The organism is Paenibacillus sp. 2TAB19, assembly GCF_052115185.1.
GTDB lineage: Bacteria > Bacillota > Bacilli > Paenibacillales > Paenibacillaceae > Pristimantibacillus.
Genome location: NZ_JBFRGE010000033.1, coordinates 32,685 through 45,831, shown reverse-complemented (window position 1 = coordinate 45,831; position 13,147 = coordinate 32,685). Strand labels below are relative to the sequence as shown.

At 51.2% G+C, this 13,147-nt stretch carries 11 protein-coding genes; 2 read left to right on the top strand and 9 right to left on the bottom strand.

Annotated features, from left to right (window positions below; genetic code table 11):
- The 5 genes from AB4Z33_RS16420 to AB4Z33_RS16400 all read right to left on the bottom strand — a co-directional run bounded on the left by AB4Z33_RS16420 (position 1) and on the right by AB4Z33_RS16400 (position 6,617).
- Positions 1-1,494 (bottom strand): response regulator, encoded by a 1,494-nt coding sequence (locus AB4Z33_RS16420; protein WP_442050932.1) that lies wholly within the window; start codon positions 1,492-1,494, stop codon positions 1-3.
- Between the two features lie 185 nt (positions 1,495-1,679).
- Positions 1,680-3,269 (bottom strand): extracellular solute-binding protein, encoded by a 1,590-nt coding sequence (locus AB4Z33_RS16415; RefSeq protein ID WP_442050931.1) that lies wholly within the window; start codon positions 3,267-3,269, stop codon positions 1,680-1,682.
- An 80-nt stretch (positions 3,270-3,349) separates the two neighbouring features.
- Positions 3,350-4,219: a carbohydrate ABC transporter permease gene (locus AB4Z33_RS16410; RefSeq protein ID WP_442050930.1), complete on the bottom strand. Its 870-nt coding sequence runs from the start codon at positions 4,217-4,219 to the stop codon at positions 3,350-3,352.
- A 27-nt stretch (positions 4,220-4,246) separates the two neighbouring features.
- Positions 4,247-5,047, bottom strand: a complete 801-nt coding sequence (locus tag AB4Z33_RS16405) for an ABC transporter permease (protein ID WP_442050929.1) — start codon at positions 5,045-5,047, stop codon at positions 4,247-4,249.
- A 667-nt stretch (positions 5,048-5,714) separates the two neighbouring features.
- The gene (locus tag AB4Z33_RS16400; protein ID WP_442050928.1) at positions 5,715-6,617 is read right to left on the bottom strand and encodes an ArsR/SmtB family transcription factor; all 903 of its coding nucleotides are present in this window, start codon (positions 6,615-6,617) and stop codon (positions 5,715-5,717) included.
- Positions 6,618-6,767: 150 nt separating this feature from the next.
- Here AB4Z33_RS16400 and arfA point away from each other — a divergent pair, with 150 nt between their 5' ends.
- Complete coding sequence (arfA, locus tag AB4Z33_RS16395) at positions 6,768-8,279, top strand: arabinosylfuranosidase ArfA (RefSeq protein ID WP_442050927.1); 1,512 nt, start codon at positions 6,768-6,770, stop codon at positions 8,277-8,279.
- 241 nt (positions 8,280-8,520) lie between these two features.
- On the opposite strand, the gene AB4Z33_RS16390 is transcribed toward arfA, so the two are convergent.
- The 3 genes from AB4Z33_RS16390 to AB4Z33_RS16380 form a co-directional block, all read right to left on the bottom strand.
- Positions 8,521-8,685: a hypothetical protein gene (locus AB4Z33_RS16390; protein ID WP_442050926.1), complete on the bottom strand. Its 165-nt coding sequence runs from the start codon at positions 8,683-8,685 to the stop codon at positions 8,521-8,523.
- 128 nt (positions 8,686-8,813) lie between these two features.
- Positions 8,814-9,011 carry a hypothetical protein gene (locus AB4Z33_RS16385; RefSeq protein WP_442050925.1) on the bottom strand — a complete coding sequence of 66 codons (198 nt, stop codon included), beginning with the start codon at positions 9,009-9,011 and terminating at the stop codon, positions 8,814-8,816.
- A gap of 12 nt (positions 9,012-9,023) precedes the next feature.
- On the bottom strand, positions 9,024-11,702 hold the full coding sequence (locus tag AB4Z33_RS16380) for a family 78 glycoside hydrolase catalytic domain (RefSeq protein ID WP_442050924.1): 2,679 nt from the start codon (positions 11,700-11,702) through the stop codon (positions 9,024-9,026).
- Positions 11,703-11,836: 134 nt separating this feature from the next.
- On the opposite strand from AB4Z33_RS16380, the gene AB4Z33_RS16375 reads away from it, so the two are divergent.
- On the top strand, positions 11,837-12,718 hold the full coding sequence (locus AB4Z33_RS16375) for a helix-turn-helix domain-containing protein (RefSeq protein WP_442050923.1): 882 nt from the start codon (positions 11,837-11,839) through the stop codon (positions 12,716-12,718).
- Positions 12,719-12,840: 122 nt separating this feature from the next.
- Here the strand turns inward: AB4Z33_RS16375 and AB4Z33_RS16370 are convergent, their stop codons facing one another.
- Positions 12,841-13,089, bottom strand: coding sequence for a hypothetical protein (locus tag AB4Z33_RS16370; protein WP_442050922.1), 249 nt, complete (start codon positions 13,087-13,089; stop codon positions 12,841-12,843).
- Positions 13,090-13,147: the final 58 nt, after the last annotated feature.

Here is a 13,147-nt window from a genome sequence, read left to right as displayed (position 1 = left end):
TCAGCTCTTCTTCCGGTACTGCATCGGAGACAGATCGGTAGCGGCCTTGAAAACCTTGACGAAGTAGCTGGCGCTGGCGAAGCCGCATAGCTCGGCGATCGTATGCATCTTGTATTGCTCATTCTCCACCAGCTTCTTCGCCAGATCGATTCGATAATCGCTAATGTATTGCTTGATCGAAGTGCCCGTCTCTTCTTTGAACAGCTTGCCTAGATAGCTTGTCGACAAATGCATATGGCCGGCGATCATCGTAAGATCGAGATCGATGCTGCGATAATTAGCGGCAACATAACTCATTACTTCCTGCACGAGCCGTGAATACCCCGACGATTGCCGCTTCTCCTCCATCCATACCGATAGAACGGCATGCATGAATAATTCGGCGTTATCAAGCGTCTCGCATTTTTTCAAATAGTGTCCGGCTTCCGCGAAGCCGTGCTCATTCGCTAACGTCTCGACCAACTTGCGGTTGTCGCCGAGCAGCGAATGGGCCATCGTATCCAGAAGCGCAACCGCTTTATCCTTGGCCGGGTATCGCTTCCTTCGCATCGATGCGAACAGCTCTGCCAACCATTCGCTTAAGCCTTCCGGATTGTCCTTGCTTAATTTATAAAAAGCCGGTAGCGCACCGTTATACCAATCATTACCTCCTGTATCTTCTACCGTATTGCTGCGCAGGCAGCGCACATCCGGCTCATAGAAGGAACGGTCCAGCGCCCTGCGCGCAGTCCGGAAGCTGTCCGGAATGGCATTCATTCCGTTTGCCTCCTCGCCAATGGCCACCGTACATGCCCCGTTTTTGCTAAGCCATCTATCAATAATGGAATAGAGCTGTTTATATTCATCGTTTTGACAAGCTACGATTATAAAGCAAAGCTTGCGATCCAACTGCTCGCCGATCGCTTCAATGCCGTAGCCGCGCCAATCTCCTATTATAGATGTCAAATCCGAACTAGGCGCTTTGACAATGAAGCTAATATATCGTTTATAGGGCGGAAAACCCGTCTCTTGGCATAGCCTTAGCAGTTCCTCCGAATCCGCATGCTCGTCGCACAGCAAGCCGGCCAGCTTCTGTCGCACCAGCTCATTCTTCTGCTTGTAGACGGAGCTCTGCGCCTGCTTCTCCTCCAGCGCACGAACAGACTTCAGTATGGCTTGCTCCACGTCTGCCAGCTTGATCGGTTTCTCGATATATTCCACCGCCGACAGCTTGATGGCGCTGCGCAAATATTCGACATCCATGTAACCGCTCATAAAAATCAATATGCTGCCCGGTGACTTCAGGGACAGCTTCTCGGCGAACTCGATACCGTTCAGCTTCGGCATCCGAATGTCGGTCAGCACGATATTTGGCCGATGAACCGTGCACATCCGCAGCGCTTCCGCGCCGTCTCCCGCGAGCAGCACGTCATGAATGCCGTATTGCTCCCAGTCGATGCTTTCCTTGAGCCCTTCTCTTGTATAATCATCGTCATCCGCTATTAACAATCTCATAGGCTACCACTACCACCTTCAACCCTGCTGCATTCATGATAACGCTTGCAATTTCTATTAATAGAATAACAGAAAAATAAAGCATCATCTATGCGCCATCATTGAATTCGTCCATGCAATACCGAGAAGAAGCTCACCCTTCCGCGATTGCGGAAGAATGAGCTTTTCACCCTATCGTTTAGAAATTAATTGCTTGCCGCACGGCGCTCTTGATACACTTTCGTCGCCTCGTCGAGAATTTCTTGGCCGCCGGCTTTCAGCCATTGCGCTTTGAAATCCGCGAACAGCTTCTCCACGTCGGCTGCGTTTTTGGCGATAATCGCCTTCGTGTAGAATTCGTCCTGCAGCGCCGACAAGTTGGCGTTGTACTTGCCTTTGCTCTCAAGTACCGTCGGTCCAAGCACGTCGGAGATTAATTCGAAGCCTTCGGTCAACTGTGCTTTGAAATCAAGCTTCTCCTGCGGCATATGGAACTTCCAAGTCGTCACGGCTCTCTCGATAAGCGGGTTGTAGAAGCCGCCGATGCCCATCTCGTAACGCTTGTTGTTATCCGACAGGTAAGGCTCGATCAAAGCGGGAACGCCGTCCTTCATCTCATAGGAGACGCCTTCCTCGCCGAATGCAGTAGCTAAGTACGTCTCGTCGTTCATTGCGATCTCTTCAAGAATTTGCAGGATTTTGATCCGTTTTTTCTCATCCTTCTCAACTTGCGCGCCGAGCAGAAGCGGCGTTTGCAAAGCGCCGTTCGATAGCGCCATCGATTTGCCAGCCGGGCCGATCAAGCCTTTGCCGTAAGCTGGCTCGATGCCATTGTCCTTAAACGTCTGCAATTGTCCGAACAGATGGTGATACATGTTCGTATCGTTGATACCGATCTTTTGGCTGTTGAATTTTTGGCCCATTAGACCGTTGTCATCTGTCATGAATTCAGGGTCGATCAGATCGGCATTATACCATTTGTTAAGCAGCTTCGTCGCTTCAAGCGCTTGATCGGAGATGCCACCCCAAGTAATCGTGCCGTCGCTTGCAGCAGAGAACACGTAAGGATTGACGCCGAATGCCGCATAGATCGGGTTGAACAGCTGGTTTCTGGCGTTTTTGCCGCGACCGCTCATRCCGTACGTATCCTTCTGCCCGTTGCCGTCCGGATCGTCGTTGCGGAACTTAGTCAGCACGTCTTCGAACTCTTCGATCGTCTTCGGCGCCTCCGTGTAACCGATCTTAGTCAGCCATGCTTTGTTATAAAGCGGAATGAACCCCGTCGAGCCGTTGAGCCAAACCCGCGGAATGCCGTAGTTTTTGCCGTCGACGAGACCTACGTCCCATGCTTTCGGCTCCACGGACTCCACGTCCGCTATGTAAGTAGGCATGTATTGCTTGATTTCATCGACGGAAATGCTTGCAATAACGCCTTGTCTAGCCCAGTTGACCATGTCGGTCTCAGTCGGCGATTGCGGGAAAATATCAGGCACCTCGTTAGCTGCAATCTTCAGCTTCAAGTTCTCGTCCGTAAYGCGCATGTTGATAATCTTCACGTTGTATTTCTCTTCGAGATATTTCTGAACGTAGTTGCCGTCTTCCGTCGGCACGTCCCACGTCGATCCAGCGAACGTAATTTCAACAGGCGCTTCTTCCTTCGGAGCGTTAGTCTCCCCGCCTGCATTCGACGGAGCGCTGCCGTTATTATTGCCGCCATTTCCATTGGACGAGCATCCTGCCGCAAGCAGCGAGAACGATAGCATGATTGCGATGCCTAGCTTCAAGCCTTGTTTCATTTCTTTTACTTCCTCCCTTTTTATGTTTAAGCAACTCATTTATTTAAACGGGGACAGCGAGTGCCCCCGAGTAAACCGAATCAACCTTTCAGCGAGCCGATCATCGTTCCTTTGACGAAATATTTTTGCAGGAAAGGGTAGACGACCAAGATCGGCAGCACGGCGAACATAACGGTGGCCGCCTTAATAGAGGATTCGTATCTCGTGTTCGCGATCGCGGATCGGCCAAGCGTCTCCGCGTCGGAGTTCGTGATGACGATTTCCCTTAAGAAAAACTGCAGGACTTGCTTGCCTTGATCGGAAATGTACAGCACAGCGTCGAACCAGGCATTCCAGTGACCAACGGCCGTCCATAACGCCAGCGTTGCGAGCACCGGCTTCGAAAGCGGCAGCACGATGCCGAATAAGATGCGGATATCATTAGCTCCGTCAATCTTGGCGGATTCCTCAAGCTCAGCTGGTATCGACATGAAGAAGTTGCGCAGGACAAGCATTGAGAATGTAGGAACGAGTCCTGGCAAAATGTACACCCACAGCGAGTCCATCAGACCGAGCCACTTCATCAGCAGGTACGTCGGCACAATGCCGCCGCCGAAGAACATCGTGAAGAGGATGATCATCGTATAGAAGCTGCGGTGCGGCAAATATTTACGCGATAACGGATAAGCGCAGAGCGACATTACGATCAAGGTTAGTATCGTTCCGACCACCGTCCGGAAGACGGAGTTACCGAAGCCTATCCAAATCTTCTTCTGCGACATCACCTGATTCCAAGCGGTCAGGTCAATATCCTTCGGATAGAGATGGAAGCCGAACCGGCTGGCTTCCGCCGGCGAGCTCAAGGAGATGGAAGTAAGATGAAGGAACGGATAGATCGTAACGGCGCATAACACCAGAAAGAAAATGACGAGCACGGTTTGAAAAATATTTTCGCCTACAGTTGGTTTCAATGTTGGTTTCTCCTTCCATGCGCCTGGCTACAGGACGCCTTCTTGTCCCAATTTCTTCACGACGTAATTCGTTGACAGCACCAGCATAATGCCGATGACATTTTTGAATAATCCAACCGCGGTCGTAAGCCCGAACTGAGCTCCCAGGATACCTGCTCGATACACGTAGGTGTCGATAACGTCGGCGACCTCATAGACGGCCGGGTTGTAAAGGTTGAATATTTGATCGAAGCCCGCGTTCAGGATGCCGCCGAGCGACAGAATGAACATAATGGTAATGACCGGCAGCAGCGAAGGTATCGTAATGTACCATATTTGCTTTCGGCGGTTAGCGCCATCGATAACAGCAGCTTCGTACAACGTAGGATCGATGCCGGACAGCGCGGCCAAATAAATAATCGTCCCCCATCCGATCTCCTTCCATATGTTCGTCGCTACGAGCGTAGCGCGGAAGTAGTTCGTATCGGCCAGAAAATAAATCGGCTCAAGACCTACCATCTTCATCAGAAAGTTGATTGGCCCTTCCGATGGCGACAGCATGACGATGATGATTCCGGAGAGCACGACCCACGAGAAGAAGTGGGGAATGTACGAGATCGACTGGGCGATCCGCTTGAACATTTTGAAGCGCAGCTCATTCAACAATAACGCGAGTATGATCGGCGCAGGAAAACCGAAGATGATGTTGTAGAAGCTAATCAGCAGCGTATTTCGGAATATGCGCATGAAGTCGGGCGATTGGAAGAACAGAAATTTGAAATGATCCAGACCGACCCACGGGCTGCCGATGATCCCGAGCCGTGGACTGAAGTCCTTGAAAGCTAACAATATGCCGTATAAAGGGCCGTAATGGAAGACCCCGTACCAGAGGATGACCGGGATAAGCATAAAAAACAAATATTTGCTTTTCTTATACTCTCTCCATGTGTGCCCCCATTTCGGGTCCTTTCGTTTTACTATTTTGGTGACGCTTTCAACACTGGCAGTACTATAATTATCCACAGCAAAACATTCCTTTCTTACAATCCCTAAGATGCAGTTCGGGTACTGGAAGGCGGCCATGAAGACCGCTTTGCCTTGCACGTTGTACCGCTTTCATAAGTTAATTGTAAGCGCCTCAAAAAAACGGGAATATAACAATTCGGCGATATTTATTGTAATTTTCGATGATGGCTGGCTTCTGCTCCGAAAAAAAACAGGGCTGCTCCATGAGTACCTCATGGAACAACCCTGTAATCTCTCATTCGTATGGATGCTGATCATGCTCAGCCATGAACCGCGACCTGCTCGCCAATCCGACTGCGAATGATGCCGTTTCGCCCGTTTCTTTTTGCCGTGTACAGCGCCTTATGCCAAATTCATCGCCTCCATAACGGACGAACAAATCGTTAGGGCTTTAACAAATAGTTTTAACATCTCTCTAATTATAGCAAAAAATGAACCATAGTATTTACATGGATCGTTTCAAGGTTCATAGAGAGTAGGTGTTCTCGCTTCATTCGTAATAGCTTTTTACGACGATATCCTGATCATAATTGCCGAAGCCCTTGCCATAAATCGTTAGTCCGCCGCGTCCGCGCTGGGAATCCTGCGCGCTTAGTCGAAACGTCCAGTGGCTGGCATCCAGTTGCAGCTGCCCGATGCAGGTGTCTGAAATCCGCAATCCGTCAATAAACGTGCCGCTCTCATTAATGCGCAATACTTTCATCAGTCCGTATTGATTGACGTCCGAATGCCACCATCTCGGGCTGAGTCTTCCTCTCGTTTCACCGAAGTCGCCCGGGCTTGTCCATGCTCCAATTGGCTGGCCATTAAGCGAGAATCTAATCTCCGATGGCCACTGCTCGTTAATATGTGGAGCCTCAGAGCCGATTTCCATCGAAATCTCGATCTCTCTCAGCATCTGATCCTTGAACAGATAGTTAGGTATTTTATACTCAACGAATCCGCGCGCAAACCATAGAATGCCCGCGTTAACCCGTTCGGGATCCATGAAGTAAGCCGGGTTATCGTATTGGCCGATCATTCTCTCTGTTGTTGCGATACCGCAGGTCGGCCATGCCTCGTAATCGGTATAATGGCCGACGGGAACGGACACTTCCTCATAGCCGCCCGAGGCTTGTTTGGCAGGAGTGAGCTGTATTTGCATGAAAGCCGTATTCACGAAGCAATACTTATACGTCCCCCCGCCTACCCGCCTCATTTTGCTGCCGACGATTCCCGCCTTCTCCAGCTTGCTCACATGGCTGCTCACAATCGCATTGCTTAGATATAGCTCGGACGCCAGCTCCTTAATATGCATTTCCCTTATGAACAGCTTATCGATTATATGCAGTCTGACCTCACTCGCGAGCGCTTCATACACCTGAAGCGAAGCGGCGTTTGTCGATAGATACATGGATTTTATCGCCCCTTTAGAATACGCAATTTAGTTAATCCTAACGAATCGTATTGAAACATTTAATTCATTATGATACATATTAATTGTTAATTCAATCTTTTAGGATTCGTATTTTACTTCATTCAACATTTAGGAGGATGCATGATTATGTCCCTGAARTCAACTATGCTAATCGATAAAGATTTTGCTATATCGCCCGTGGATCCAAGACTATACGGATCATTCATCGAGCATCTAGGACGCGCTGTGTACGGCGGCATCTACGAGCCGGGGCATCCGACAGCTGACGAGAACGGTTTCCGCCGCGATGCAATCGAAGCCATTCGCGCTCTGCAAGTTCCGATCATTCGTTACCCGGGCGGCAATTTCGTATCAGGCTATAACTGGGAAGACGGCGTCGGTCCGAAGTCCGAACGGAAGCGGCTGCTAGACCTTGCTTGGTGGACGACGGAGACGAACGAGGTCGGTACGAATGAATTCGCCGATTGGGCTAAGCTGGTCGGCTCGGAGGTCATGATGGCCGTCAATCTCGGCACGCGCGGTATCGATGCGGCAAGAAACCTCGTCGAATATTGCAATCATCCTTCCGGTTCGTACTGGAGCGACCTTCGTATCTCACATGGCTACAAGAATCCCCAMAAGTTCAAAACATGGTGTCTGGGCAACGAAATGGACGGCCCTTGGCAGATTGGCGCCAAAACAGCCGTTGAATACGGCCGTCTAGCCAATGAAACCGGCAAAGCAATGCGCTGGGTCGATCCTTCGATCGARCTGGTCGCTTGCGGCAGTTCATCCAGCGGCATGAGTACGTTCGCCGACTGGGAAGCGACTGTGCTTGATCTGACTTATGATACCGTCGACTATCTGTCTCTGCATGCTTACTACAACAACAATGCGGGCGATACGGCCAACTTCCTTGCCAGCTCACTGAACTTTGACGCATTCATCGACAGCGTAGCATCGATCTGCGATTACGTGAAAGCGAAGAAGCGGAGCAAGAAGAAGATCATGCTCTCGCTGGATGAGTGGAACGTTTGGAACACGATTGGATCAAGCCGCGTGGATGAGCGGTGGCAAGTAGCACCGCCGGAATTCGAGGACGTATACACACATGCGGATGCACTCGCGGTTGGCTGCTATCTGATAACGCTCATGAAGCACGCGGATCGCGTAAAAATGGCATGTATCGCTCAGCTGATTAATGTCATCGCGCCAATTACGACCGAGAACGGCGGACCTCTCTGGCTGCAAACGACTTATTATCCGTTCCTTCATGCTTCGGTTTACGGCAGAGGAACTGTCCTGCATGCCATTACCTCTTCGCCGAAGTATGATTCCAAGGATTACACGGATGTTCCTTACCTGGAAGCGATCAGCGTGCACAATGAGGAGACTGGAGAAGTGACGATCTTCGCCGTTAACCGCCATCTTGGCGAGAACATGGAGCTGGACGTCGACCTCCGCAGCTTCGGCCCAGTCAGCTTGATCGAGCATATCGTGCTGGAGAGCAACGACCTTATGGCCGTAAATACGAAAGAGAACCCGAACAATGTCGCCCCTCGCAGCGGCGGCAGCTCCTCCATCGACAACGGACGAGTGAAAGCGCAGCTTGCGAAAGCTTCTTGGAACRTGATCCGTCTGCAGACGAAAGCGAACTAACGATCTGACGAGCGGCTCCATATTCGCCTTTTGTATGAGGCAAATATCAGTAATAGTGAGTTGAACTCACTATTTCAGCTCCAATATACGGTATAACAAACAAATAGTGAGGCAAAACTCACTGCTCGTGAATCTAGGTTCACGGCAGATGAGAATTGCCTCACTATTTTGTGTGTATGGCATCTGATCCGATGATTATAGTGAGTTTTACCTCACTGTTAAGTGAGGTGCTTCATTCTTCTTATTTTTGTTCGGACTCGATATGGTTGGCAAAATAAGCGAATCGCTGCTGGCAGCGGCGTCCGCTGCTATCTTCGATCATCCTGCTGCTGTAGGACTCTTCGCGTTCAACGCAGGCATCTACTTCTTCGGCAACGTGACTTGCCGCTTTAGGACAACCCTTCATCCGATCGTTGTCACTATGTTGAGTGGAAATCCTCCAGCCAAATAGCCTGCAGCAGACAGAACAAGTACCTTTGAGTGGAAATCATACAGCCTAATTCCCCCATTTTGCTCATTTCCTCCAAAGTTGCCTCATTTGCCTGTATGAAATCCAATTGACAACTCGCTGATCGGCTCCTCAACGATTAAGCATAGCTCAAGGTCGGAATGCTTCCATACCTGCCGTCTACCGATGCTTCCTCCGATCGCAATGGAGACAACTCTTGGATCAGCCTCAAACGATTCGGCAATCTCTGCCGCCGTATCATAAATCCTCTGTCTCCAGTCCATGTCGGTTTCCCTTCAAGAAAGATACGTGAAGCTGTAGCTGCCAGAGCCTAGCTCCACCTGGACACCCGCGCCATCCTCGGCAGCCGACACTTGGTGGATGCCAGCCGCCTGCTCAGCAGGCACGCCGTTTTCCTGCAAGCCTTGAAGCTTCGCCCCCGGCAGAACGACAACACCGGTCGTGTTCGCCGGCACAGTGACCTGCACCTCCATCACGCCGTCCTCCTTCCGTGTCCAGGAAGATGCTACATTGCCATACATAGATTCCACGCTCGCCCGCACGAAGTCCAGCCCCGCACCAGGCTGCGGCTTGATATGAACCCGCTTGAAGCCAGGCAACGCTTCATCCGTTCCGATCCCTGCGACGTAACGGTACAACCATTCGCCGATTGCGCCGTAGGCGTAATGGTTGAACGAGTTCATGTCCGTGCTCCAGAAGCTGCCGTCCTCCTTGATGCCGTCCCAATGCTCCCAGATCGTCGTCGCGCCTTTCGTCACCTGATACAGCCAAGAAGGGTAATCTTGCTGGAACAACAGCTTATACGCCAGCTCGTTATGACCGTTCTCGGTAAGAACGGGATTGAGATATGGCGTCCCGACGAAGCCCGTCGTCAAGTGATCGCCCGATTCGGCGAGCAGCTCCTTCAGCTTCAACACCGCGCGCTCCTTGGCTGCGCCTTCCACAAGTCCGAACTTCAGAGCAAGCACCTGCGCTGTTTGCGTCGATACCGCCAGCCTGCCGGACGGCGTAACGAATTCGCTTTGGAATGCGCCGACTACTCGCCCGTGCAGATCGCGGTAATATTCCGCATCCTCCGAATGGCCAAGCACTTCTGCCGCCTTCCGTGTCAGCTCAGTCGAGTAGGCGTAAAAAGCGGTAGCTATCAAATCTCTGTCCGTTGCCCCGATATAGCTGTCCGGCTTGGAATCGAGACCCAGCCAATCGCCGAAGTGGAAGCCTGTATTCCAAAGGTACGGATTGCTGCCTTGTTCATGCATATAGGAAATCCACTTCTTCATGCTGTCGTACTGGTCGGCCAGAAGCCTCGTATCGCCGTACATCTCGTAGATCGTCCACGGGCAGATCGTCGCCGCGTCTCCCCAAGCGGCAGAGGAATGGTTCTTCTCGAGCGAATCTTCCGTATACGACCGCTGCAGATCCGGTATGAAGAACGGAATGCCTCCCTCAGGTGTCTGATCCACCTTCAAATCCCGCAGCCACTTCGTGAAGAACGGCGCCGTGTTCATCAAATACGAGGCCGTACGGACGAACATCTGCGCATCGCCAGTCCAGCCAAGCCGCTCATCGCGCTGCGGACAGTCGGTCGGCACGTCGAGGAAATTGCCTTTCTGCCCCCATAAAATATTGTGATGCAATTGATTGACCAATGGATCGGAGCACTCAAAATCCCCCGTACGCTCCATTTCCGAATGCAGCACAACGCCTGTAAAATCATCCGCTTGCACATCGTCGCCGAATCCCGTCAGCAGCACATATCTAAATCCTTGGAAAGTGAAATGCGGCTCGTAAGTCTCTTTCTCTCCGCCCTTCAGCGTATAGCGAACACGCTGCTCGGCCGTACGCATATTGTCCCGGTAGAAGTTTCCTTCGCTATCGAGCACCTCTGCATGCACCAGCTCGACTGTTCGGCCTGCCTCTCCCTGTACCGTGAAGCTCAGCCAGCCAACCATATTTTGTCCCATATCGAGAACGAGCTCGCCCTTCGGCGTCGTGAGCAGCTCGATCGACTTCAGCCTTTCAATCTTCGTGACCGGAACATTTTCCTGCGCGACGATGATGTCCTTCGAATGGTTAATGGTCACCGCTTGCTGCCACCCGTCCTGCGAACGATTCGTCCAATCGAGCTCCAGCCGCGCATCGTATTGCTCGCCCATGTAGATGTCCGACATTAGAATCGCGCTTTCCGCAGCCTGCCAGCTGTCATTGGATAATACATGCTGCTCCGAGCCGTCTTCATATCGAATATGAAGCTCCAGCAGCAACGCCCGGTTCGGGCCGTATATATTCTTCTGCTGTCGAAAACCAAGGTAGCCCTTATACCAGCCGCTGCCGAGCAACGCGCCAAGCGCATTTTCCCCGTCCTTCAGCAATCCGGTCACGTCATAGGTTTGATATTGCAGACGATTCCAGTAACTGGTCCAGCCCGGCGTAAAATAATGATCGCCTACGCGCTCGCCGTTCAGCTCCAACTCGTACAGACCAAGCGCCGTTACGTATATTCGCGCACTTGCGATGCGTCCGTTCACCTCGAAGAACGTGCGAAGCTGCGGCGAGCGGTCGTCGTTCTGCGGCATTAGCTGCTGCGGTGCGGTAATCCACTCCGCCTGCCACTGGCTTGCATCCGCGAGCCCCGTTTCGAAGAAGGCGGCAGTCGACCAATCCGTTCCATTGCCCTTCGCATTCCATGCCTGAACGCGGTAATAGTACCGATTACGCGCTTCTAACTTCAATTGATTCAGCTCGACATGGATGGACTGTGCCGAGTTTATTTTGCCGGAATCCCATAGGACGTTATCGAAAGAGCTGCCTCCCGCTACTTGAATCTGATAGGCTTCTTGCACGCAATCTCGTTCGTCGGACAACAGCTGCCAGCTAATACGCGGAGTAACTGACCAGTCGATGCCAATTGGATTTTCTTTGTACTCACAACKAAGTTTGGTTATTTGGAACATGTGAACGACTCCCTCACATAGATTTTTGATACGCTTTCAATTTATAATTATAGAGATTGCAATCTCACATTCACCCGCCAATGAAGACATCATATCCCTGAGATCACGCCATCTATGCAAGAGGGGGAGCGCTAATGAACCGAACGACTGAGCTTTTCAAAAATGAGCACTATTTGCAAAACCATTTGCATCTGTTCGTTAATCGAGCGACCGAGGACTTCCACGTTCCGTTTCACTCGCATGAATTCATTGAATATTGTTATGTGGCTCAAGGCAAGGGCTATCATCATATCGAGAATGAGACCTTCTCCGTTCATAAAGGCATGTTATACGTCATACCTGTCGGCGTCTCGCATGTGTTTCGTCCAAGCACGCCCGACTCGGCCAGCGAGCCGCTCATCGTCTACAATTGCTTATTCGATACCCGCATGATCGGGCGACTATCGCCTATTTTGCTGGATCGACCTGTTCAAGAGCATTTAGAGACGCTCGGCAGCAACGAAAAGATCAACAGTTCCTCTTACTTCAAAGTGTTCGATCGTGACGGATCGGCTGAAAGCATCATGCAGCGACTGTATAGAGAAATGTCCGTGCCAGGCGTGGGATCGGCTACGATGCTGCTCTCGCTTGTCGGCCAATTGGTCATTACGGTATATAGGCTGAAATACGGAGAAGCGGATAAGAGGATGGTCGATGCTACGGATTTTACGAGCGTCATTCAGTATATCGAGCAGCATCTTTCGGAACCAATCACGCTGTCCGATTTGGCTCATATGTCCAGATGGAGCAACCGACATTTGCAGCGATTATTCGCGAAGCATTCCGGTCAGTCGTTTGGCTCTTATTTGCAAAATGCGCGCATCCATAAGAGCTGCGAGCTGCTTCGCGAATCGTCGCATAAAGTGAGCGTCATCGCCGGGCTTGTGGGCTATCGCGATATCGACTCGTTCAATGCCGTCTTCAAAAAAATTGTCGGGCAATCACCTTCGGAATATCGCAGCCTTCAACGCGGATAGTTAGAGCTAGTTGCTCAAATCGGGCGTATGTATCCCGTTCATTCGCCAACGCCGCCACCGATGACCGAACATAGCATGGAGAGAGAACGAGCTGTGCGCGGTTGACTGGCGCAGGGCAAACCTTAGGAAGGGATGCTGCTCTCTATGTTTTTTTGCTGGATCGGGAAGGTCGTCATCGTGAAGAATGAAGGCAAGATCATCTTTGGCAATTCGAAAATACTGAGGGTGAACGACACCTCCACCACCACTACCGGCGCCGGAGAATCGACTGAGGAAGAGGAAGAGACGACTAACCAGGACGCTGTACAAATACTTGCCAGCAGGAGATCAAAAAGGAAGAGGGCAACGAAAAGGAACACATCGACCAACAAGGCATCGGTCCCTTATCTTGCACCGAGGCTCCGAGCGAAACCAAACAAATAAACAACC

Bases quoted from the DNA above. Each gene is read 5' to 3' on its own strand.
- AB4Z33_RS16400 (WP_442050928.1), bottom strand. From the start codon at position 6,617: ATGTATCTATCGACAAACGCCGCTTCGCTTCAGGTGTATGAAGCGCTC.
- AB4Z33_RS16385 (WP_442050925.1), bottom strand. From the start codon at position 9,011: ATGGACTGGAGACAGAGGATTTATGATACGGCGGCAGAGATTGCCGAA.
- AB4Z33_RS16375 (WP_442050923.1), top strand. From the start codon at position 11,837: ATGAACCGAACGACTGAGCTTTTCAAAAATGAGCACTATTTGCAAAAC.
- AB4Z33_RS16390 (WP_442050926.1), bottom strand. From the start codon at position 8,685: ATGAAGGGTTGTCCTAAAGCGGCAAGTCACGTTGCCGAAGAAGTAGAT.
- AB4Z33_RS16420 (WP_442050932.1), bottom strand. From the start codon at position 1,494: ATGAGATTGTTAATAGCGGATGACGATGATTATACAAGAGAAGGGCTC.